Genomic DNA, 23114 nt, shown 5'->3' with positions numbered 1-23114 from the left:
GTAGAGGTGATATCGTTCGCTAAAATCGAACGAAATGCAGTCGCTGAACTACAACCACCTGCGGTACTTCTGGGCGGTTGCCCATGACGGCAACCTTACCCGCACGGCGGAGCGGCTGAACCTCACGCAGTCAGCCCTCTCGGTGCAGATTCGCAAACTCGAGGAGCGTCTCGGTCATGCGCTGTTCGAACGGCGGGGGCGGCAGTTGCATCTGACCGAGGCGGGACAGATCGTCCTCGACCATGCCGATGCGATCTTCGCCACCGGCGACGAATTGCTGGGCACGCTTCGCCAGACGGGCGCCGCGAGGCAGGCGCTGCGCGTCGGCTCGCTCGCGACCCTGTCGCGCAACTTCCAGATGGAGTTCCTCGGTCCGGTGCTCGGACGCACGGACATCGACCTGATCCTTCGCTCCGGCGGCGCCGGCGAGCTGCTGCGCGCGCTCGAGGCGCTCAACCTCGACGTCGTACTTCTGAATCAGGCGCCGCCGGGCGACGCCCTGACCCCGCTCGTCACCCATCGCCTTGCAGAGCGTCCGGTCAGTCTGGTGGGCACGCCGGATCGCATGCGATCCGCGGTCGGCATGGCGGAACAACTGCAGAAGCACCCCATCATCCTGCCCACCGTGGACAGCAGTGTGCGCACCGGTTTCGACGCGCTGGCGGATCGCCTGGGCGTCCGGCCGCAGATCGTCGCGGAAGTGGAGGACATGGCGATGATGCGTCTTCTCGCCCGCGAGGACATCGGGCTGGCCGTCCTTCCCCCAATTGTGGTCAAGGACGAGATCGCGGCCGGTGTGCTGGTGGAAGGCGAACAATTGCCAGGGATCGTCGAGACCTTTTACGCGGTCACCATGGCGCGGCGTTTCCCCAATCCTCTCGTCCGGCTTCTCCTGCAGCCGGCGCCCAGATCCGGACGTGTCTGAGCCAAGCCAGTCGCGCCGGTCCGGAACTACGGTCGTTACCCTGGACTGAACCGGGCAGAGGCTTCGGCCGCTTATTACGTCTGTCCCAGAAATATTGGCGCGCGCTGCTTCTTCGAACTGGCAGCTATCAGTGCAGCTATAGGCCGGAAGCTGCCCGGCCTCTAAGCTCACCTGTCCTTGCTCAAAAATCCATCCGGCCAAGGAATCGGCTTGTCGATGAAGACCGCGACCGATGAGGTTCGGTTATCAAATAGAGCGCCGCTCTCTTGCGACGCGGTCTCCCTGGAAGGGTTCTGAGCGCGCCTGCCTCTGAGCGGCGCAATAGCCGGCCGGCGACGGCGCCCGGCACCGCGACGGCGATACAGGTTCGGTCACTCCAAGCAGTGCAGGCTGCGCGACGCTCGTAGCGATGGTGCAGGCCACCGACCTGTGGGGAGGCGACAACGTTGCCGACAGAGGGTGGCTGGATAGGACGAGGCTCGGGACAATCCTTGGCTAGCGAGAGATGCGTGCGGCTTCGGTGGTGGTACTCGAAGTATGCCGACAGCACTCGGCGCAGGTGACGTTCATTGAAGACGATGACGTGATCGAGACATTCACGGCGGATCGAGCCGATGATGCGCTCGACATAAGCGTTCTGCCACGGCGATCGCGGCGCGGTGACGACCGCCTCGATGGCCATCGCCTGAACACGATCCTGGAAGGTCCGACCATATGACGCGTCGCGGTCTCGCAGCAGAAAGCGAGGCGCGGTGTCCCAGGGGAAGGCCTCGGTGTCTTTTGCGTGCAAGCCAGTCTTGTGTGGGTTTTGGGGTGACATCGAAATGGATGACTCGTCTTCGGTCGTGACCGAGGACGCCCAGGGCGTAGAGCAGCTGAAACGTAGCCGTTACGACGACAAACATGTCGATGGCGGCGGTGTCATGCATGTGGTTGTGAAGGAACGAGCGCCAAGTCGGGGAGGGGATCTTGGGCCGCCACGGCAGGTATCTGCCGACCGTTGCCTGGCTGACCTCGATGCCGAGCTTGAGCAGCTCGCCATGGATGCGGGGAGTGCCCCACAGCGGGTTTGCCTGGCTCATCTGGCAGATCAGTTCACGGATCTCGCGGTTCATACGGGGCCGTCCCAGGCGACGCAAGCGCCGCCGCCAGTAGAGGCGGAAGCTTTTGCGATGCCACTGGACGACGGTTGCCGGCTTGACCAGCACCATGGCGTCGAGGACCTGCGGCCAGAACCGGTAAAGCCACGCCCACAGCAACCGGTCGGCGGAGAAAAGCCGAGGGCGGCCAGGGTGTTGCCGGCGCAGGACGGTCAACTGGTGTCGCAGAGCAACGAGTTCGAGCTCCAGGGTGAGGCGACTACGAACCCGGAACGAGAGCAGAGAACCGAGGGCGGACAGAAGCGTGAGCATGCCGATGACGGTATGACTGCGGCGCCGAAAACTCTATGCTTTCTCGGCTTTTTGGAGTTTTGAGTAGGCATAAAATGAGGGTCATGTTGGTGATAAGAGAACCACGATGAGACTGGGGCGACGTCATTTCGGGGGAGGATGCGCGGCCATGCTGATGGCCTGCACTGTGCCCGCGCGCCCGGAAGTGATCCTGGAGATTGTCTCGACGGAGGCTCCGGGCGTTGTCCCGATGGCGACGCAGGGCGTCGTCCTGACAGAGGCACAGGTCCGATCGAGAGGCGCCTTCATCGGGTTCCTGTCGCAGGCGAGGGGCGAGAACCCGGCTTTCCTAGGCCAGAGGTGGGACCTCGTGCAGACCCTGGTCCAATCCGGGCACCTGTGGAACAAGGCGGATATTGAAGCCTGCCTACTGACCCCACGGGAGGAATTCATTCCCGAGGCACGCCGGGACCGGACCTACAAGCCGGTTCCCATCGATATCGGACAGGGCGGCGTAATCAGTGACCCGTTCGTCATCGCCAGGATGAATAGCGAGTTGAACCTCAAGCCCGGCGAGAGAGTCCTCGAGATCGGCACCGGGTCGGGATACCAGGCCGCCTACCTGTCCCACCTCACGGACCAGGTGTTCTCGGTCGAGGTCGTGAAGGTGTTGCAAGAGCGGGCCAGGGTAATTCTCGATGTCCTGTCGGCGCGCGGCTACGACACTTACAGGTCCATCCAGTTGAAGCACGGTGATGGCTACTTCGGTTGGAGCGACGAGGACTCTTTCGACAAGATCATCGTGATGTGCGGCATCGACCACATCCCGCCCAGCCTCTTGCGGCAGCTTCGCCCGGACGGCGTGATGCTCGTGCCGGTTGGACCGCCGGGTGCCCAGCAGATCCTCAGGATCCGCAAGACCATCGACGAGGACGGCAAGACGACGGTCTCGCGGACCAGCCTGCTCGGCGGCCGGACCTTCCGCTTCATGACCCTCGTCACGGGCAAGTAATCCCGACTTATATGCTCTGCAAGTAAGATCGGTGACATGCCACGCCTCATGACTGATTTTGTCGAGAAAATGCAAATCAAGTTTGAGATTGAGCCCCCTGTCCTTGCTTAATATTCCATCCGGCCGTGAAATCGGTTTGCTGATGAAGGCCACGGTTGCCGGTGTTCGGTGATCGAAGGGCGCGCCGCTCTCTTGCGACGCGGCCTCCGCGCATGAGTTCTCAGCGCGCCTACATCCGAGCGACGCAATTGCGGACGGCACAACGGCCGGCAGTACGGGTTCAGTCACCTCGAGAAGTTCAGGCTGCGCGACCCTCGTGCTGGGCATGACGGTTGGCCACAGCGAAGCCGAACCGTTCTGGGTCGAGTTCCTTCGCTCGCCCGACGCGGCTTGCGGGGCGTCAAGCTGGTGATCTCCGATGCCATGAGCGCCTGAAGGCCGCTATCACCAAGACCATTTGCTGACCAGTTCCACGTACTGCGGCCGATATCACTTCAACCGGACCGACAGCCGCCCCCTCGAGAAGCGTCCCCTTTCGCAATGGGTCGAACTCGACGTACCGCCGATGGTCGGAGTGGCGCTGAGGAGACTTTGAACTCCGTCAGACTGCGCGATCGCTTCAACGCCTTACCCATGAGTTATTCGCCCTTACCTACAAGGTCCTCCCCACGCCGAGGCTGAGCGCCCGGGAGGAATCGTTGCCCGACATCGCGCGCCTCGTAGCGGACGAAAAGGCTGGCGATGGCGATGCCGGGGTCGCCCCCGCGCTCTGGGCTTATCGTCCTTGAGCCAACTGCCGGCGGGCGACCACCATTCGGTGCACCTCGGTCGGCCCTTCGTAGACGCGCATGGTCCGCACCTTTTGCGCCATGAGCTGTAGGGGCATTTCCTTCGTCATCCCCATGGCGCCGAAGGCCTGCATGGCGTGGTCGATTACCCGGCACGCCATCTCGGTGGCAAAAACCTTGATCATTGAAGCTTCAGTGCGGACATCACGGCCGGCGTCCTGCTTGACTGCGGCGTCCAGCGCCATCAACTGGCAAGCATGGATCGCGATTGCCGCGTCGGCGATCCACCACTGAACGGCTTGGCGGTCGGCGAGCCTGACGCCGAAAGTGGTGCGCTGTTTGGCGTGGTCGCACATCATATCGAGCGCCCGGCGCGCCATGCCAATGCACATGGGGCCCATCAGCAATCGGCGACGCGTGAGCCGAAGCTGCATGTGCGCGAAGCCGCTACCTGGTTCGCCCAGCACCTGGCTGTGCGGAATACGGCAATCCTCAAGGGCGATCTCGTAGGTGCGATGACCGCCGAGCATCGGAATCTCGCGCTCGATCCGGAAGCCCGGCGTGTCGCGGTCGACGATGAAGGCGGTAATGCCGCGATGATCTCCGCCCGCGGCGGTGCGGGCCAGAACGATGGTAAAGTCCGCCTGCGGCATGTAGCTCACCCAGAGCTTGCGGCCGTTGACGACCCAGTGGGTACCGTCCTGTACGGCACGCGTGGCCATCGCCGCGGGATCAGCGCCGGCACCCGGCTCAGAGATCGCCGTAGCGGAGCGCAGCTTCCCCTCGGCATATGGTGTCAGATATCGCTCGCGCTGATCCTTGTTCGCCACCGCCAGCAGTAGACGCAGAACCGGGGACTCAGGGGGAAAAGAGAAAGGAACGACGGTGCGGCTCAGTTCTTGCTGCACCAGCATCAGCGCGGTTGTCGACAGGTCGGCGCCGCCCAGTTCGACCGGCGCATCAAGGCCCCAAAGCCCCAAGTCACGGCACTTCTGCAGCAGAGGCGCCGACTCGGCTTCGGTCAAATGGAGTTCTCCGCCGCCGGCTTCGCGCGCCAGCATCGTCTTCTCCAAGGGGATCAGTTCCTGCTCGACGAACCGCCTTACGGTCTCCTGGAGCGCGCTATGCTCGTGGGGAGTTTCCATCACCGCCGTCTCCCTTGCGTTCCCGCCAAGCAAGCGGGCCAGTTCCGCGGCAAGCGCGCATTGATATGCCTCAAGCCGGCACGTTTGAGGAGGACGTCCCAGACGAAGACACGACGTAATGTCCGTTGGCGCGCGTGGCCTGCACTGTTACTGGGAGGCCCTCCGGTTCAAGTACCTCGTTGGCCGACGACGGCCGCTCAGAGAGACATCACTCCGGAGGAATGAGAACCTGGCCGCGCCGCAGCATCTTTTCCAGCTGCTGAAGACCGGCGTCGTAACGGCCTTGCTTGCAATCATCGAGCGCAAGTTCAGCCTGCGCCTGTTGTCCCGTGTGATGGAACGTGGTGTGCTGTTCGTACCTAAACCAGAGCGCGTAGAGCTGCGTGCAACGCGCCAACAAGCGAGGCGATGCTGGTGGAGTGGACGTGCAGCCGGCGGACGCGATGACAATCGTCGCGGCTGCCAGCAAGCGCGGCGCAAGGCGAGCCAGAGCCGACATTCCCTGTTCCTTTGCGGCCTCAACCCAGCAGCCCGTGGGCGCCAAGCACACCCGCGGCCGCAACCCCCATGCCCATCGCGAGCAGAGCAATGTGTGCCCTTTGTATGATCCGGAACGTGCCGGCCGGATCGGCAGCGACCCGGCGCCGGAACGGGCCGCGCAGCACCAGTGGCTCGACGACGAAGAGGAGCGCCATGAACAGCGCCCAGACGAGCACCATTGCCGCCAGCCACCACCCGGCCGGTTCAAAGAATCGGCCCCACGAATCGAGACGCCACGCCATGTAGGCGCCACTGAGCCCAGCCAGGGGAACCGAGACCTTCACCTGGACGGAGAAGCGATGTTCGATCGCCTCAAAAGGCGCCAGACGACGTGACGGCTCCTCAAAGACTGCGAGAGCCGGCAGGATCACCGCGGTCACGAAGGCGACACCACCGATCCAGTGGATCACCGCCAGGACATGTACGGCCCGCGCCAGCGTGAGATCGTCCATCTTATGTCATCTCGTGGGGCTAGCCGCGCCGCAGCGCGCCGGCACCCCGCACACCGCTGACGCCCGGCGCAACAGGCAGGCCATGCGCCTGGAGCCACTTGGCTATCGCGGAAGAGTCGGCCGGCAGCTCTACCGCGAGCGGTCCGGCAAAGGCGCGCCAGCGGTCGAGATTGCGCGCTGGAACGCCGACCAGGACCGGAATGCCCTTGCTGACTGCCTCAGCAATCGCGCCGCGCAGGCCGCCACCGTCGGCCTCGATCTTGCCGAACTTGTTAACCACCAGAAGGCGCGGTTGCTCACGGCGGAGGCTCGAGGCGACGGCTTCGGCCAGATCGGTCAGGAGGCCGACATCGAGCCGGCAGCCGCGCGCTTCCCGGCCGCGATGTTCGGCAATGGCCGTGACGTCGCCCGTCGAGAGATCCTGCAGGATGATGTCGCAAGGGTGCCGGCCCGCCAGGCCGGTGGACTCCAGTTGCAGCGCCCCCGCCAAGGCAACTCCGCGCTCGCGCAACGGTTCGATGGCGTGGGCGATCACGCGATCAGGATAGACGCCGTCGGCATAGACCAGCGCGGCGATGAGCACGTCGGACAATGTTCAACTCCCCTTGCAGGTGCATCGGCCGCCACAGCCGCCGTCAGCACCGTTGTCCGCGCTTTGGGCGTCGTGGCGCAGCGACCATTCGAGCATGTGCTTCAGGCAGGCTGTGCCGGCATCCTCGGCGCGCTCGAGCACCGTCATGAGGGCGAGCCAATCGTCGTCGGAAGCGAGCTGTGCAAAGCGGCGCGAGGCCCCGGCGGCGTACTCTCCGACTCCCTCCCCGAACGGCCGGCCGGCCACCTCGACCCGAACCATCAGATTGAGATCCTCCAGTGCAACCAGCGTTCCTGCGGCAAAAGCCTCGTCGCCCAGTCGTTCCAGAACCTCGCCCAGCACCATCGCGGTCTCCTATTGAACGAGCGGGCCGCGCGTGGCGGCAAGATCGACACCAGTGACCTGGGCGCGGCCGGCCAGGATCGATACGTATTGCTGCTGGGCGCGGCGGCGGACCGCCTCGTCGAGATAGTCGGCAATGCGATCCCGCACGAGATCGAACGGCAGCACCTCGCCGTCGACGCGACGGTCGAGCCGCACGACGTGCAGGCCATAGCGGCTCTCGACGGGCTCGGGATGAACCAGCCCTGGAACCATGCCGCGCAACGCCGTCTCGAACTCGGGAACGGTCTGGCCCGTGCTGACCTGGCCGAGATTGCCGCCCTGCTTCGACGACGGGCAGGCCGAGTGCGCGGCGGCTGCAGCGGCGAAACCGGCGGGTTCCCGTGCCAGCTGGTCGACCAATGCCACCGCCGACTCTCGGGCCGCGTCTCGGGCGGCGATGTCATCCGGTGCCGCCACGAACAGGATATGGGCGGCCTCGAACAGGTCGGGCGAGCGGAAGCGGCGGATGTTGGCATCATAGTAACGCCGGCATGCGCCTTCGTCGGCGTTCGGCACGACGACCTCGCGCTCGATCAGGGCACGCAGGCGCGCCTCTTGGAGCGTCTCGCGGCGGCCCTCGCCGTCCTCGATCGGCTCGGCCACGATCGAGAGCCTTTCGGCTTCCTGCAACAGCAATTCGCGGATTGCCAACGCCCGGGTCGCCAGCATCCAGGCCTGGTCGGGATCGGAGGCCTGATGATGCTGGGTTTCGCGAGCTATGGCCGCACTCGGGATGACCACGCCGTTGACACTGACCGATACCGGACGAGTGAAGCGACGACGGACCGGGTGCGGTGCAGCGGTGGACTGAGACGTGCTCATGGCATTCACTCCGCCGGCTGACGAGAGGCTGGTCGACCAGATGCTGACAGGGTGCGCCGCCGGCGCACGACCTGATAGCCGCGACGGCCGAGATACCAGACAGGAGCCGACCAGATGTGGACAAGACGGCTGAACGGGAAGACCAGGAACAGGGTCATGCCCAGCACAAGGTGCGTGAGGTAGGGCCAGTCGAGGCCTTGCAATGTCCTGGCATCGACCGGATGCAGGATGACGATGCCCTGCGCCCAGTGCGAGAGAATCAGCATCACCGACCCGTCCGAATGCGCGAAGGAGAACGGCAGCGTGGCGAGGCCGAGACAGAGCTGGAGCCACAGGATCGCCAGGATGGCGATGTCCATCACCGAGCTGTTGGCCCGGATGCGGACATCGAACAGGCGTCGGTGCAGCAGCATGGAGAGGCCGACGAAGCAGACGACGCCCGCAATGCCACCGGCGGCAACGGCGATCAGCTGCTTCTGCTCGACGGTGATGAAGAGTGTGTAGAGCCAGGTCGGCGTCAGCAGACCCACCGTATGCCCTATCAGGAGGAACAGGATGCCGACATGGAACAGATTGGAGCCCCAGGTGAGCTGACGCTTTCGCAGGATCTGGCTGGAGCTGGCGCGCCAGGTGTATTGCTCGCGGTCGAACCGGATCAGGCTGCCGAGGAGGAAGATCGTCAGGCAGATGTAGGGATACCAGACGAACAGGAGGTGGAAGACATAGTCCTTCATGACCGGACTCCCGGGTTGGACGGCGCGGTGACGAGACGCCCGGTCGATCTTCCATGAGCGAGGGGCGGCGCGACGCCTTCGGCCGGCCGCATGGCCGCGCGCAGCCGGGTCGACAGTCCCTCGACGCCGCACGCGCTCTTCGCGTCGGCGGACCCTGGACCGAAGGTGACTTCCTCCTCTTCCCAGGCAGCGTCCAATGCTTCGAGATCGTCAGGTTCGGGATCGGGCTCTGCTCGCAGCGCCGCCAGCGCCTTCTCGTCGAGCCTGGCCTTCGAAATCGCCAGCAGCGCCGACATCACGGCAACGTAGGGCGAACTCCGCTTTGCCAGACGCTCCCTGAGGGCCGCGATCACGTTGGCCGGCTGGCCGATCAGCTCGATGGCCGCCTGCGGCGGACGCGTCGATGCATACTCCAGGAACAGCGGCAGGAAGTCGGGCAGCTCGGTCGCGGTGGGCGTGTAGCCGCTCTCTTCGTAGAGCTTGAGCAGGTCGACCATGGCCTGGCCACGATCTCGACTCTCGCCGTGGACATGCTCGAAGAGATGCAGCGACAGCGATCGCGTACGGTCGAACAGCAGGCCGTAGCGCTCCTGCAGGTCGTAGAGATCGCCCCCGGCGAGGTCATCGATCAATCGATGAAGCTCCCCGCGTACCGCCAATGGCAGGATGGCATCACCGTCGATTGCCTGGCGGATTTCGTCGGCCGCCTCGATGAGGCCGGCGCTCGGGTAGGAAAGCAGTGCGGCGAGGGCCCTGAGCGTCTTCATCACACGACCTCCATCGGATTTTTGGCGCGCAGTTTGCCGCCGGAGAACAGATTGCCGCCGTCGTCGCCGGACGAGCACCCGTTGCCGAAGCTGAAGCCGCAGGCGCCGCGAAGCTGATAGGCGTCCTCGGCAGTCTCGCGGTGGGCCGTCGGGATCACGAAACGGTCCTCGTAGTTGGCGATCGCCATGATGTGATACATTTCCTCGATCTGCTCCGGGCTCAGCCCGACGCGCGCGGCGACGGCGCCGTCGATCACGCCATCGACGGTCTTGGCGCGCATGTAGGCGCGCATGGCGAGCATGCGCTCAAGGCCGTGCGCCACCGGTCCCTCGTCGCCTGCCGTCAGCAGGTTGGCGAGATAGCGCAGAGGGATGCGAAGAGAGCGAACGTCTGGCATGCCGCCGTCGATGCCCATCTTGCCGGCCTCGGCCGCCGCCTGGATCGGCGACAGCGGCGGCACGTACCAGACCATCGGCAGCGTGCGGTATTCGGGATGCAGCGGGAAGGCGACCTTCCATTCCATGGCCATCTTCCACACCGGGGAGCGGCGCGCGGCCTCCAACCAGGCATCGGGTACGCCGTCACGACGCGCCTGGGCGATCACCGTCTCGTCGTTGGGATCCAGGAAGATGCCCATCTGGGCGTCGTAGAGCTTTCTGTCGTCGGCAACGCTGGCCGCCTGCTCGATGCGGTCGGCGTCATAAAGCATGACGCCGAGGTAGCGGATGCGACCGACGCAGGTCTCGGAGCATACCGTCGGCTGTCCCGCTTCGATGCGAGGGTAACAGAAGGTGCACTTCTCCGACTTGCCGGACGACCAGTTGAAATAGATCTTCTTGTAGGGGCAGCCGGACACGCACATGCGCCAGCCGCGGCACTTGTCCTGGTCGATCAGGACGATGCCGTCCTCCTCCCGCTTGTAGATGGCACCTGACGGGCAAGCCGCCACGCAGGCCGGGTTGAGACAATGCTCGCACAGTCGCGGCAGGTACATCATGAAGGTGTTCTCGAACTGGCCGTACATCTCCTTCTGTACGCCCTCGAAATTGGCGTCGACGGAGCGCTTGGCGAATTCACCGCCCAGGATCTCCTCCCAGTTGGGACCCCATTCGATCTTCTCCATTCGCTTGCCGCTGATCAGCGAGCGCGGCCGCGCGGTCGGGAAGGCTTCCAGCTCGGGCGCCTTCTGCAGGTGTTCGTAGTCGAAGGTGAACGGCTCGTAGTAGTCGTCGATCTCCGGGAGGTCGGGGTTCGCGAAGATGTTGGCGAGGATGCGCCACTTGGAGCCGATCCTGGGTTGGATCCTGCCGTTGCGCTTGCGCGTCCAGCCGCCCTTCCAGCGCGTCTGGTTTTCCCAGTCCTTCGGGTAGCCGATGCCGGGCTTGGTCTCGACGTTGTTGAACCACGCGTATTCCATGCCCTCGCGATTGGTCCATACGTTCTTGCAGGTGACCGAACAGGTGTGACACCCGATGCACTTGTCGAGGTTCAGCACCATCCCGATTTGAGCGCGGATCTTCATGATACTTCTCCCCTTCACTCGGCGGCGCTGAGAACGGGAACGGCGTCCTTGTGCGGACGTTCGAGCCAGTCGACCTTGCCGAGCTTGCGCAACACCACGAACTCGTCGCGGTTGGTCCCGATGGTGCCGTAGTAGTTGAAGCCGTAGGCCTGCTGGGCATAGCCGCCGATCATGTGCGTCGGCTTCATCACCACGCGCGTGACCGAGTTGTGGATGCCGCCGCGGTTGCCGGTCATCTCCGAACCCGGCACGTTCACGATCTTCTCCTGCGCGTGATACATGAAGAGCGTGCCTTCCTTCATGCGCTGGGAGACGACGGCGCGGGCGACCAGAGCGCCGTTCACGTTGTAGGCTTCGACCCAGTCGTTATCGACGATGCCCGCCCTGGCAGCATCAACCTCACTGAGCCAGACGATGGGACCGCCGCGCGACAGGGTCAGCATCATGAGGTTGTCGGTGTAGGTGGAGTGGATGCCCCATTTCTGGTGCGGCGTGATGAAGTTCAGCACGATCTGCTTCTCGCCATTTGGCTGGCGGTCGATCACAGGCTTGACGGCGCGAAGATCGAGCGGCGGACGGTAGACGCACAGGCCCTCGCCGAAGGCCAGCATCCAGAGGTGATCCTGGTAGAGCTGCTGGCGCCCGGTGAGCGTGCGCCAGGGGATCAGTTCGTGGACGTTGGTGTAACCGGCGTTGTAGCAGACCTTGTCGCTTTCGAGCCCCGACCAGGTCGGCGCCGAGATGATCTTGCGCGGTTGCGCCACGACATCGCGGAATCTGATCTTCTCGTCTTCCTTGGGCAACGCGAGATGGGTGTGGTCGAGGCCGGTCGTCCGCGAGAGCGCCGCCCAGGCGCGGACCGCAACCTCGCCGTTTGTCTCCGGCGCCAGCATCAGCAGCGTTTCGGAGGCATCGATGTCGCTTTCGATACGGGCCAGCCCCTTGGTAGGGCCGTCGGCCGTGACGACGCCGTTGAGCTGCTTCAGCAGCTCGACCTCGTGGCCGGTGGGCCAGGCGATGCCCTTCACGCCGTTGCCGAGCTTGTCCATCAGCGGTCCGAGCGAGGTGAAGCGTCTGTAGACGTTGGGGTAGTCGCGTTCGACAACGGTAATGGCCGGCATGGTCTTGCCGGGAATGGGCTCGACCTCGCCCCGCTTCCAGTCCTTGACGTCGAACGGCTGTGCCATTTCGCCCGGGCTGTCGTGCATGATCGGCGTCAGCACGACGTCCTTCTCGACGCCGAGGACCTCGGGCGCCACACGCGAAAACGCCTTGGCGATCGACTTGTAGATCTCCCAGTCGCTGCGCGCCTCCCAGACCGGATCCACCGCCGCGGTCAGCGGGTGGATGAACGGGTGCATGTCGGAGGTGTTGAGATCGTTCTTCTCGTACCAGGTGGCCGTGGGAAGGACGATGTCGGAGTAGACGCAGGTCGTGGACATGCGGAAGTCGAGCGTGACCAGCAGGTCGAGCTTTCCTTGCGGCGCCTCCTCATGCCACACCGCCTCGGCCGGCCTCGCCTTGCCTTCCTGCCCCAGGTCCTTGCCCATCACGCCATGGGTCGTGCCCAGCAGGTGCTTCAGGAAGTATTCGTGTCCCTTGCCCGAGGACCCGAGCAGGTTGGACCGCCATACGAACATGTTGCGCGGCCAGTTCTTCGGATCGTCGGGATCCTCGCAGGACAGTTTCAGCTCGCCGCTCTTGAGCTTCTGCACGACGTAGTCCCTGGGCTCCAGACCGGCAGCAGCCGCATCGCGCGACACTTGCAGCGGGTTGGTCTCGAGCTGGGGCGCGGACGGCAGCCAGCCCATGCGCTCGGCGCGGATGTTGTAGTCGATGATCGCGCCGTCCCATTTGCCCGGAGGCGCGGTCGGCGAGACGATGTCGCCGACGTTGATCGTCTCATAGCGCCACTGGTCGCTGTGGGCGTAGAAGGCCGACGTCGAATTTTGCTGCCGTGGCGGACGCCCCCAATCGAGGGCGAAGGCGAGCGGCAACCAGCCGGACTGCGGCCGAAGCTTCTCCTGGCCGACATAATGCGCCCAGCCACCGCCGGACTGGCCGACGCAGCCGCACATCGCCAGCATGTTGATCACACCGCGATAGTTCATGTCGGCGTGGTACCAGTGGTTCATCGCTGCGCCGATGATGATCATCGAGCGGCCATTGGTCTTCTCGGCGTTGGTCGCGAACTCGCGCGCCACCTGGATGATCTTGTCGCGCGAGACGCCGGTGATCTTCTCCGCCCAGGCCGGCGTGTAGGGCACGTCGTCGTCGAGCGAACGAGCGACGTTGGGCCCGCCCAGCCCTGCGTCGACGCCATAGTTGGCGACGAACAGGTCGTGGACAGAGGCGACGAACGCGTCGCCGTCGACCAGCTTCAGCGACTTCACCGGCACCCGCCGCTTGAGCACGCCTTCATGATCGGTCGAGGCGAAGTGCTCGTGCTTGATGTTGCCAAAGTATGGGAATCCCACGTCCACCGCCTCATCCCGCACGTCGGCTAGCGACAGCCGGAGGGTCACGTCTCTGCCCGTGGATTCCTTGTTCTCCAGGTTCCACTTGCCGCTCTCGCCCCACCGGAAGCCGATGGACCCGCGTGGCGCCACGACATCGCCTGTCGTTTCATCGAAGGCGACTGTCTTCCATTCGGGATTGTTGGACTCCCCCAGAGACGCGTCAAAGTCGGAGGCGCGCACGAAGCGATCGGGAACATACATGCCGTCGCGCTTGGCAAGCTTCACCAGCATCGGCATGTCGGTGTACTGACGGACATAGTCGCGGAAGTACTTGACCGGCCGGTCGACGTGATACTCCTTCAGGATCACGTGCCCCATCGCCATGGCCAGCGCCGAGTCGGTGCCTTGCTTCACCGACAGCCAGATGTCGCCGAACTTCGATGCCTCAGAATAGTCGGGACAGATCACGGCGCTCTTCATGCCGCGGTAGCGAGCCTCGGTGTAGAAGTGGGCGTCGGGTGTGCGCGTCTGCGGCACATTCGAACCCCAGAGGATGACGAAGCCCGCGTTGTACCAGTCGGCCGACTCGGGCACGTCGGTCTGCTCGCCCCAGGTCTGCGGCGAGGCCGGCGGCAGGTCGCAATACCAGTCATAGAAGGACATGCAGACGCCGCCGATCAGCGACAGGTAGCGCGAGCCCGCGGCGTAGGAGACCATCGACATGGCCGGAATCGGCGAGAAGCCGAAGATCCTGTCGGGTCCATGCGCCTTGGCTGTGTAGGCGTTGGCCGCGGCGACGATCTCGGTCGCTTCGTCCCAGCCGACGCGCACGAAGCCGCCATGCCCGCGCTTGCTGGTGTAGGCCCGACGCTTCTCGGGATTCTCGACGATCGATGCCCATGCCGCGACCGGTGACAGGGTGGCGCGCGCCTCGCGCCACAGCCGCAGCAGGCGCGAGCGGGCCAGCGGATACTTCACGCGATTGCCGGAATAGAGGTACCAGCTGTAGCTGGCGCCGCGCGAGCAGCCGCGCGGTTCGTGGTTTGGCAGCTCGGGGCGGGTGCGCGGATAGTCGGTCTGCTGCGTCTCCCAGGTGACGATTCCGCCCTTGACATAGATCTTCCACGAGCACGAACCCGTACAGTTGGCGCCGTGGGTCGAGCGCACGATCTTGTCGTGCTGCCAGCGCTTGCGGTAGGCATCTTCCCACCCACGGCTCTCTTCGGTGGTGATACCGTGGCCGTCGGCGAACGGCTCCCTGACCTTCTTGAAGAACGTCAGGCGATCGAGGAAATGCGACATTATCCGTATCCTTCAGCGGGCAGGTTTCGGGGAGGGGGCGGGCATCGCGGCGCCCCCGCGCTCGACGTCGAAGAGCAGGCCGCCCCGGCGGGTGTAGAAGAACCAGGTGGCGAAGATGCAGGTCACGTAGAAAGCCAGGAAGCCGTAGAGAGCGCCCGACGCCCCGCCGGTCATCGCAATCGACGAGCCGAAGCTCTTGGGAATGAAGAAGGCGCCGTAGGCGGCAATCGCCGATGTGAAGCCGATGATGGCGGCCGACTCCTTGTCGGACTGGACGCGGCGGCTATCGGCGGACGCAGTCGGCATCAGCCGGTCCATGTCCTTGCGCATGATCGCCGGGATCATCTGGAAGGTCGACGCATTGCCGACGCCGCTCGCGAAGAAGAGCAGCAGGAACATGGCGAAGAACCCGGCGAAGTTCTTCTCGCCGAGGAAGTGCACGACCCCCAGCGCGCCCAGCGCCATGACCACGAACACCCAGAAGGTGACGCGCCCGCCGCCCCAGCGATCGGCGACCCAGCCGGTCAAGGAGCGCGACAATGCACCGACGAGTGGACCGAGGAAGGCATACTGAAGGGCGTTGATCTCGGGAAACTGCGTCTTCGCGAGCAACGGGAATCCCGCCGAGTAGCCGATGAAGGACCCGAAGGTCCCGGTGTAGAGCCAGCACATGATCCAGTTGTGCCGGCGCCGGAAGATCACGGACTGCTCGGAGAAGGAGGCCCGCGCCGAGGCGATGTCGTTCATTCCGAACCACGCGGCGAAGGCAGAGGCGACAATGAACGGCACCCAGACGAAGCCCGCATTCTGCAGCCACAACTCGGTGGCAGCGCCGCCGTCCGTCGTCACCTGGGGAGCGCCTCCGAGCCAGCCGAAGACGCCGGTCGTGATGATGACCGGGACGACGAACTGAACGACGCTGACGCCGAGATTGCCCAGGCCGGCATTGAGCGCGAGGGCGTTCCCCTTCTCGGCCTTGGGAAAGAAGAACGAGATGTTCGACATCGACGAAGCGAAGTTGCCGCCGCCGAAGCCGCAGAGCAGCGCCAACGCCAGGAAGATCCAGTAGGGAGTAGCGGGATTCTGGACGGCATATCCGATGCCCACCGCCGGGATCAGCAGCGACCAGGTTGCGAGCGTTGTCCACAGGCGCCCCCCGAAGATCGGCACGACGAAGGAATAGAAGATGCGAAGCGTCGCGCCGGAAACCCCGGGAAGCGCCGCCAGCCAGAAGAGTTGATCGGTGGTGTAGCGGAATCCGATCGTCGGAAGCTTGGCCACGACGACCGACCACACCATCCACACGGCGAACGAAAGCAGCAGGGACGGGACCGAGATGGCGAGATTGCGCCGCGCGATCTTCCGCCCCGTCTCGTTCCAGAATGCCGGGTCCTCCGGCCGCCAGTCCTGCAGTGTCTTGCCGGACAGTCTGCCGACATGCTCGGGCCCGTGGATTTCCTGCATCTCGGGCAGCTCGGGCAGTCTGTCGAGCGCCTCTCCGACCGCCTGCCGCTCCATGGCGCGGATCGCGAAATGCATCCAGGCAAGCGAGCCGGCGGCGACCAGGAACAACAGCATGAAGCAGCTGGTCCACACGCCGGTCAGGTCGTTCATCACGCCAAAGAGGATCGGCAGGATGAACCCGCCGAGGCCGCCGACCAGCCCGACCACGCCGCCGACCGCACCGACATGGTTGGGGTAATAGACCGGGATGTGCTTGTAGACGGCGGCCTTGCCCAGGCTCATGAAGAAGCCGAGCACGAATATCGAGACCGTGAAGGGCAGCAGCCCCATCTCCATGGTGAAGGAGATCGGACCCTGAATGCCTTTCACGATGTACTCGGTCGGCGGATAGGCGAGAACGAAGCAGGCCGCGACCGACACGCCGAACGTCCAGTACATGACGCGCCGCGCGCCATGCTTGTCGCTCAGCACGCCGCCGTAGATCCGGAACAGGCTTGCCGGCACCGAATAGGCTGCGGCGATCATGCCGGCGGTGGTGATGCTGAGGCCATAGACACCCATCAGGTAGCGCGGCAGCCACAGTGCCAGGGCAACGTACCCGCCGAAGACGAAGAAGTAGTAGAGCGAGAAGCGCCAAACCTGCAGGTTCCTGAGGGGGGCGAGCATCGCCGCCATCGGCTCGGGCTTGGCGCCGTTCCTGCGCCGCTCCTCGAGTTGGGGGTCGTCCTTGGTGGTGAACCAGAACAGGATCGCCATGACGACGAGGGCGGCCGCCCAGATGTCAGCGACCGTCTTCCAGCCGTAGGCCACCATTATGAACGGCGCGACGAACTTGGTCACCGAGGCTCCGACATTGCCTGCGCCGAAGATGCCGAGAGCCGTCCCCTGCCGCTCCTTGTCGTACCAGCGCGAGACATAGGCGACGCCGACCGCGAAGGAGCCGCCGGCGATGCCGACGCCCAGCGCCGCCAGGAGAAAGGTCTGAAAGTCGTAGGCGAAGGTGAGAAGCCAGGTGGCAACCGCGGCGGCTAGCATGACGATGGTGAAGACGAGGCGGCCGCCATACTGGTCGGTCCATACCCCGAGCAGCAGCCGGATCAACGCCCCCGTCAGGATCGGCGTGCCGACCAGCAGCCCGAACTGCGTGTCGTTGAGGTCCAGATCCTTCTTTATCTGGACACCGATGATCGAAAAGATCGTCCAGACGGCGAAGCACACCGTAAAGGCAATGGTGCTCATGCCGAGGGCGGCGCCTCGCCCTTCTGGAGAGGCCTGTTGGACACTCGCCCGTCGCTGCATTGATGCTCCCCTGCGCGTCGCACATCGACAGCGCGGACGAAAGGTCGGAGCAGGGCGCAGCGGACTGCTTGATTTGAATCAAGCCAGAGGCCAGCATCGATTCTTTTGGGCTGTTTTTTATCTTTTGCGAATGTTTGACGATAACATTTGGTAACACTCAGGCTGGTGTCTGGTTGCGCCAGATCAACGACGCTCGCTGTTTCGCGGCGCGACAATGTCGCGCGCAGGAGGCACAACCACGTCATGCGTACAACCGACTTGCCACTGATTCGTCGCTCGAGATTGTTCGCTCAGGTGGGAGAGGTCGATCTCGCGGCGATGTTGACCACCTGCTTCGCCCAGACGCTTCCCGCCGGCGCGGTACTCTGTCACCAGGGCGAGAAGGCTGAGTTTCTGCATATCGTTCTGTCCGGTCGTGTCGGCTTGTTCGGCTCGGCTGGCCATGACGAGGCGTTGGTGGAATTCTTCGGGGCGGGCGACGCCTTCATCGTGCCTGCGGTGGTGCTCGATGCGCCTTACCTGTTGACCGCACGAATTCTAGAAGAGGGGCGCATCCTGATGTGGCCCGCTGCGGCGTTCCGCGCCCAGTTGCGGGCCACGGGCACCTTGGCCTACGGAGCGGTACTGCTACTGTCAGGCTACTGGCGTACCCTCATAGGGCAGATCAAAGATCTGAAGCTACTTTCCGCAATAGAGCGGCTTTCGGCTTTCCTCCTCGCTTTGGCGCCACGCGAGACCGGCCCCGTCACGGTAACGCTGCCGGGAGGCCGGCGCCTCGTCGCCGGCCGGCTTGGCATCACGCCACAGAGCCTGTCGCGCGCCTTCGCTGCGCTACGTCCTCTCGGCATCAGCGGTGCAGGCCGCCAGGTGACGATCGTCGATCCGGCACGCCTACGCGAATTCGCCGGCGCCCGCTCCTTGAAGAGCCCGGATAGAGGGGCCTGACATTGGATGCGTTTGAGAAGGACCGACCATGGCTGCGATTCCCCGACTGAAGCCCTACACCGGCCCCGCTTTGCTATCCTACGGCTTCCGCCCCTTCTTCTTCCTGGGGTCGATCTGGGCAGGCATCGAAGTACTGGCCTGGATGCCGATGTTCTACGGCGAGCTGTCGCTGGCGACGGCCTTCTCGCCGCGCGACTGGCATGTCCACGAGCTGCTGTTCGGCTATGTACCCGCCATCGTCGCGGGCTTCCTGCTGACGGCCATCCCCAATTGGACCGGGCGGCTGCCGCTGCAGGGGCTGCCGCTGGCTGGATTGGTGCTGGCCTGGCTTGCAGGCCGCTACGCCGTCGCCGTGTCCGCCAGTATCGGCTGGCTCGGTACGACCGTCGTAGACTGCGCTTTCCTGGTCCTCATGGCGGCCGCCGTGGCACGCGAGATTGTGGCCGGCAAGAATTGGAAAAATCTCAAGATGGTTGCACTTCTCTCCTTGCTCGCAGCCGGGAACCTGGGCTTCCATCTTGAGGCGCATTTCGAGGGCATCGCGCTCTATTCATCCCGCCTCGGCATCGCGGTCGTGCTTATCCTGATCATGGTGGTCGGCGGCCGCATCATCCCCAGCTTCACGCGCAATTGGCTCATGCGGCGCGAACCCGGCCGCCTGCCGGTCCCCTTCGGACGCTTCGATGTCGCCTGCATCACCCTAACCGGTGCAGCGCTCGTACTATGGGTCGTCATGCCCGAAGAGGCGCCAACCGGCGTGGCCTTAGTCGCCGCTGCCGCTCTCAATCTCGTCCGGCTCTGCCGCTGGGCAGGTGACCGCTGTTTTTCCGACAGGCTCGTTCTGGTACTGCATGTTGGCTACGCGTTCGTTCCGCTGGGTTTCCTGCTTGCAGGACTGTCCGCTTTCGGCCTTACGGCGCCAAGTGCCGGCGTTCATGCCTGGACGGCCGGCGCCTTCGGCATCATGACGCTTGCTGTCATGAGCCGCGCGAGCCTTGGCCACACCGGCCGCGCGCTCCTCGCTTCGCCCGGCCTACAGGCCGTCTATGCGATGGCATTCGCGGCGGCGCTCGCCCGCATCTGTGCCGCACTGCATCCGGAATGGAGCGAGGCCCTGCTGACAGTTGCGGCCCTCGCCTGGTCCGCAGCATTTCTGGGCTTCGCCTTCCTCTACGCGCCGATCCTATGTTTGAAGCCATCCAAGGCGGTTCGTACGCCAGCTTGACCGGGCGAATCACCCTGAGCACCATCGGCAATGCAGGAAAGGTAGAGGGTCTGTAGGTCGGTCAGTTCGCCTTGAACTTCCTCGACCAGCCAGGGACGGCCCCGCAGCTCGACAAAACTTCCGGGTTCGAATGTTGCCTGCAAGGATCCTCGACCCCACTCGCTCATTCAGATCAGGCCACCTTGTGGGGCTCTGCGTCCGTCGTCTTCTTACTCGATCAACGCAGTTCCACCCTGCTGCCACGACGAAGGGCTTCGCCGACTCTGCAGTAGGCGAATAGCCGCGGAAAGTCAGCTTCTCACGTGACGAGCAGCATCTCGGACAGCCCATCCAGCTCGTTCTTTGCCGCTCGCCAGTCCGGCATGTGGCGGTCGAGGAGTGCGTAGAAGCGGGGGCTGTGGTTGTGCTCGGCCAGGTGGCAGAGTTCGTGGAGGAGTACGTATCCCACACAATGGGCCGGCGCCTTAATGAGAGCGGGGTTGAGGATGACGGCACCCTTCGGTGAGCAGCTTCCCCAGTAGCGCTTCATGGTGAGCAGCTTGATCGGAGGTACGGCGTCGACCCAGGGCAGGCCGGCGGCCATGCGGGCCATGCGCGAAGCAAAATAGGCCAACGCACGCTCGCGATACCACCGCTGGAGAGCCAGGCGGACATCGGTCGCGTCGCCTCTGGGCGCGGTCACTTCTAGTCGGCCGGCGACGAGGCGCAGGGAGCGCGGGGCGGCGGGATTCCTAGTGATCTTCAGCTTGTAGCGGCGGCCGAGATAGAAGTGGGTTTCGCCGCCGCAGTAGTCCCGCGCCAGGGCGTGGCGGCGGTAGCCCTCGAAGCGGTCGATATGGTCCATGATCCAGCGGGCGCGCTTCTGGACGCCGGCGCAAATCCTTGTCTCCGGCGTGCCGACCGGGGCCTCGACCGTGAAAGCCCCACCGGGCTCCACATGGATGCGGAGTTTGGCCGTCAGGCGCGCGTTTTCGTGGACTTCGTATTCGGCGGTGCGACCGCCGTAGCGGAGCGTTAGGCGCATCAGGCGTCCCGCGACAGTCCCACCCGTGTAACCTCGACCACCTGGTCGGTGATCGAACGGGCGAGGTCCAGACCGGTGAGCGTGAACAGAAGCGGCAGGATCGCCTTGCGGATCGCGGCCTCGACGTTGGCGGGATTGAGCGAGTTCTCCGCCACCGCCGTCTGCACCATGCGGTCCATGTCCAGCGCCGCGGCGGCGAAGCGGTCGGCGCCCGGGCCGAGGGCAAGGCCATCGCCGACGGCCAGGCGGATGATGCCGAAATAGGCTGTGGCGTGGCGCTTGCCGTTCAGGGCGGCGGGCGTGCCGTCGACTTTCCGCCCGGCAACCTGCTCCTCGATGTCCTTGAAGATCGCGTACTGTTTCAAGGGGCGATCGAACAGTGCCGAGGCCTCTGCAATGGCGGCCTTCAGGAGCTCGGAGAAATGCCGCTGGGCGTACGGATCGTCGATCAGCTCCTGTTCGATGGTTCGGGTCAGGCGCGTGCGGATGATGTCGGTCTCGTTGCGCGTCTTCTCCTCGCTCCATTCCTCGGGCGCCTGCCTGGCCAGCCCGTCGACGACGAGCAGGTTGCCATCCGAGACCACGTCCTCGCCGATGACATAGCGGTCGACGATCTTGCGGATCTGGTTCTCGTAGGCATTGAAGTCGACAGTCTCGTGCGCATCCTGCCGGGCCATGCGGCGCAGGTTCGAAAAGAACTTCAGGTCGCGCTTGTAGGCGGCGATCTGCGCCTCCGGAAAGGCTCCGTCCTCGAAGAACGAACGGGTTGCCAGCGCCGTGCGCAGCGTCATGCCGAACGCCGTCAGCGCCTCGTAGAAATCCTCGCGCACCTTCTGGTGGACGTCGGTCGGGACGCCCGCCTCGTCCTCCGCATGGCGGGGAACCAGCACCTGGCGGTACTGCTCGATGTCGCTGCGATTGCGGACGCCGGCGAAGATCGCCCACAGCGCTTCGTGCAGCGCCGGCAGCTTCTTGTATTCGGTGCTGACGTTGGCATAGAGCCTGTCGATGTCGTCGATGTCGAAGCCGCCCTGGGTCTGGTCGGCGAGGTTCTGGTACTCGGTCAGGGCCGAGTCCAGTTCGGCCAGGATTCCGCGATAGTCGATCAGCAGGCCGAACTTCTTCTGCTCGTGCAGCCGGTTCACCCGGGCGATGGCCTGGATCAAATTGTGCTGTTTCAGCGGCTTGTCGATGTAGAGCACGGCGTTGCGCGGCTCGTCGAACCCGGTCAGCAGCTTGTCGACCACGATCAGCAGGTCGGGCCGGCCTTCGGTGGAGAAATCGTCGACGACCGCCTTCTCATAAGCCTCCGGATCGCCGGTGACGTTGTCCTTCCACCATTGCAGGACCTCGGGCAGCTCGGACTCGTCCACCTCCTCGTGCCCCTCGCGGGTGTCGGGCGCGGAGAAGACGACGGCGCTGTTGACGAGGCCCGTGGCGTCCAGAGCCTTCTTGTAGCGGATGGCCGAGAGCTTGCTGTCGGTGGCGATCTGACCTTTGAGGCCGAGGTCCAGGTCCTTGAAGTTGGTCTTGAAATGGACGGCGATATCCCAGGCGATCAGATCGATGCGGTTGGCGGAGCCATAGACCGGCCCCTTCTTGCCGAACCTGGCCTTCAGGTCGCTCTGCTGCTGCGCGGAAAGGCCCAGCGTGATCTTCTCGAACCAGTTGTCGATGGCCGCGTCGTTGACGTCGAGCACCGGCCGGCGCTCTTCGTAGAGCAGGGGCGTCACCGTGCCGTCGCCGACCGCATCGCGCATGGTGTAGGCGTGGATGATCCGGCCGAATTTGCCCGCGGTCTTGTCGTCCTTCAGCAGCGGCGTGCCGGTGAAGGCGATGTAGCTCGCCCGGGGCAGGGCCTGGCGCATCCGCTCGTGGTTCTCGCCGCCCTGGCTGCGATGGCCTTCGTCGACCAGGACGATCATGTCGGCGCTATCGTTGCGGCACTCGGGCAGCTTCGAGGCACTGGCGAACTTGTTGATGATGGTGAAGACGATCCGCTCGGTGCCCTTGCCGATGCGCCGGGCCAGGTCGCGCCCGGACGAAGTCTTGGCTCTGGCGCCTTCCTTGTCCGCCAGGCCCGAGCCGAAGGCGCCGCCGGTCAGGAAGGTGCCGGCCAGCTGCTTTTCCAGGTCGCGGCGGTCGGTCACCACCACCACGCGGCAGCTCTTCAGCGCCTCGTCGAGCAGCAGCGCCTTGCAGAGCAGCACCATGGTGAAGCTCTTGCCCGAGCCGGTGGTGTGCCAGATCACCCCGCCCTCGCGTCCGCCGTCGGGCCGCAGCGTGCGCACCCGCTCGAGCAGGGCCTTGATGCCGAAATA

19 protein-coding genes and 1 pseudogene are annotated in these 23114 nt (G+C 64.6%); 5 read left to right on the top strand and 15 right to left on the bottom strand.

Going from position 1 to position 23114, the window contains the following annotated elements:
* The first annotated feature begins 34 nt into the window (after positions 1-34).
* Complete coding sequence (locus ACT6UX_RS11305; protein WP_444775253.1) at positions 35-925, top strand: LysR family transcriptional regulator; 891 nt, start codon at positions 35-37, stop codon at positions 923-925.
* A 181-nt stretch (positions 926-1106) separates the two neighbouring features.
* On the opposite strand, the gene ACT6UX_RS11300 is transcribed toward ACT6UX_RS11305, so the two are convergent.
* Entirely contained in the window at positions 1107-1607 is a 501-nt protein-coding gene (locus ACT6UX_RS11300; protein WP_444775473.1) for an integrase core domain-containing protein, read from the bottom strand.
* Complete coding sequence (locus tag ACT6UX_RS11295; RefSeq protein WP_444775484.1) at positions 1522-2337, bottom strand: hypothetical protein; 816 nt, start codon at positions 2335-2337, stop codon at positions 1522-1524. The genes ACT6UX_RS11300 and ACT6UX_RS11295 overlap by 86 nt, the downstream gene beginning before the upstream one ends.
* Positions 2338-2485: 148 nt before the next feature.
* Between ACT6UX_RS11295 and ACT6UX_RS11290 the strand changes: the two genes are divergently transcribed.
* The gene (locus ACT6UX_RS11290; RefSeq protein WP_444775252.1) at positions 2486-3328 is read left to right on the top strand and encodes a protein-L-isoaspartate O-methyltransferase family protein; all 843 of its coding nucleotides are present in this window, start codon (positions 2486-2488) and stop codon (positions 3326-3328) included.
* 316 nt (positions 3329-3644) lie between these two features.
* Positions 3645-3786 (top strand): annotated as a pseudogene (locus tag ACT6UX_RS11285) (transposase); the annotation flags it as partial.
* 317 nt (positions 3787-4103) lie between these two features.
* Here ACT6UX_RS11285 and ACT6UX_RS11280 read toward each other — a convergent pair.
* The 11 genes from ACT6UX_RS11280 to ACT6UX_RS11230 all read right to left on the bottom strand — a co-directional run bounded on the left by ACT6UX_RS11280 (position 4104) and on the right by ACT6UX_RS11230 (position 17599).
* Entirely contained in the window at positions 4104-5261 is a 1158-nt protein-coding gene (locus ACT6UX_RS11280; RefSeq protein ID WP_444775251.1) for an acyl-CoA dehydrogenase family protein, read from the bottom strand.
* Positions 5262-5469: 208 nt separating this feature from the next.
* Positions 5470-5760: a hypothetical protein gene (locus ACT6UX_RS11275; RefSeq protein ID WP_444775250.1), complete on the bottom strand. Its 291-nt coding sequence runs from the start codon at positions 5758-5760 to the stop codon at positions 5470-5472.
* Positions 5761-5779: 19 nt separating this feature from the next.
* The gene (locus ACT6UX_RS11270; RefSeq protein WP_444775249.1) at positions 5780-6253 is read right to left on the bottom strand and encodes a hypothetical protein; all 474 of its coding nucleotides are present in this window, start codon (positions 6251-6253) and stop codon (positions 5780-5782) included.
* A 19-nt stretch (positions 6254-6272) separates the two neighbouring features.
* On the bottom strand, positions 6273-6836 hold the full coding sequence (locus tag ACT6UX_RS11265) for a DUF2478 domain-containing protein (RefSeq protein ID WP_444775472.1): 564 nt from the start codon (positions 6834-6836) through the stop codon (positions 6273-6275).
* 12 nt (positions 6837-6848) lie between these two features.
* Positions 6849-7190 carry a hypothetical protein gene (locus ACT6UX_RS11260; protein WP_444775248.1) on the bottom strand — a complete coding sequence of 114 codons (342 nt, stop codon included), beginning with the start codon at positions 7188-7190 and terminating at the stop codon, positions 6849-6851.
* Positions 7191-7199: 9 nt separating this feature from the next.
* Positions 7200-8051: a peptidylprolyl isomerase gene (locus ACT6UX_RS11255; RefSeq protein WP_444775247.1), complete on the bottom strand. Its 852-nt coding sequence runs from the start codon at positions 8049-8051 to the stop codon at positions 7200-7202.
* Between the two features lie 5 nt (positions 8052-8056).
* Positions 8057-8785 (bottom strand): respiratory nitrate reductase subunit gamma, encoded by a 729-nt coding sequence (gene narI, locus ACT6UX_RS11250; protein WP_444775246.1) that lies wholly within the window; start codon positions 8783-8785, stop codon positions 8057-8059.
* A complete protein-coding gene (gene narJ / locus ACT6UX_RS11245) occupies positions 8782-9552 on the bottom strand; it encodes a nitrate reductase molybdenum cofactor assembly chaperone (protein WP_444775245.1) in 771 nt (256 codons plus the stop codon). The genes narI and narJ overlap by 4 nt, the downstream gene beginning before the upstream one ends.
* Entirely contained in the window at positions 9552-11075 is a 1524-nt protein-coding gene (gene narH / locus ACT6UX_RS11240; protein WP_444775244.1) for a nitrate reductase subunit beta, read from the bottom strand. Before narH ends, narJ begins: the two co-directional genes overlap by 1 nt.
* Positions 11076-11089: 14 nt before the next feature.
* A complete protein-coding gene (locus ACT6UX_RS11235; RefSeq protein ID WP_444775243.1) occupies positions 11090-14836 on the bottom strand; it encodes a nitrate reductase subunit alpha in 3747 nt (1248 codons plus the stop codon).
* A 12-nt stretch (positions 14837-14848) separates the two neighbouring features.
* Complete coding sequence (locus tag ACT6UX_RS11230) at positions 14849-17599, bottom strand: nitrate/nitrite transporter (RefSeq protein ID WP_444775242.1); 2751 nt, start codon at positions 17597-17599, stop codon at positions 14849-14851.
* Positions 17600-17842: 243 nt separating this feature from the next.
* Between ACT6UX_RS11230 and ACT6UX_RS11225 the strand changes: the two genes are divergently transcribed.
* Complete coding sequence (locus tag ACT6UX_RS11225; protein WP_444775241.1) at positions 17843-18544, top strand: cyclic nucleotide-binding domain-containing protein; 702 nt, start codon at positions 17843-17845, stop codon at positions 18542-18544.
* Between the two features lie 28 nt (positions 18545-18572).
* Positions 18573-19769 carry an NnrS family protein gene (locus ACT6UX_RS11220; protein WP_444775240.1) on the top strand — a complete coding sequence of 399 codons (1197 nt, stop codon included), beginning with the start codon at positions 18573-18575 and terminating at the stop codon, positions 19767-19769.
* Positions 19770-20067: 298 nt separating this feature from the next.
* Here the strand turns inward: ACT6UX_RS11220 and ACT6UX_RS11215 are convergent, their stop codons facing one another.
* Complete coding sequence (locus ACT6UX_RS11215) at positions 20068-20793, bottom strand: M48 family metallopeptidase (RefSeq protein WP_444775239.1); 726 nt, start codon at positions 20791-20793, stop codon at positions 20068-20070.
* Positions 20793-23114, bottom strand: a 2322-nt coding sequence (locus ACT6UX_RS11210; protein WP_444775238.1) for a type I restriction endonuclease subunit R, incomplete at its 5' end; no start/stop codon positions are given. The genes ACT6UX_RS11215 and ACT6UX_RS11210, both read right to left, overlap by 1 nt.

The organism is Reyranella sp., assembly GCF_052439685.1.
GTDB lineage: Bacteria > Pseudomonadota > Alphaproteobacteria > Reyranellales > Reyranellaceae > Reyranella.
Note: the sequence above shows the minus strand (reverse complement) of the source record. Positions and strands in the feature narration are given on the sequence as shown.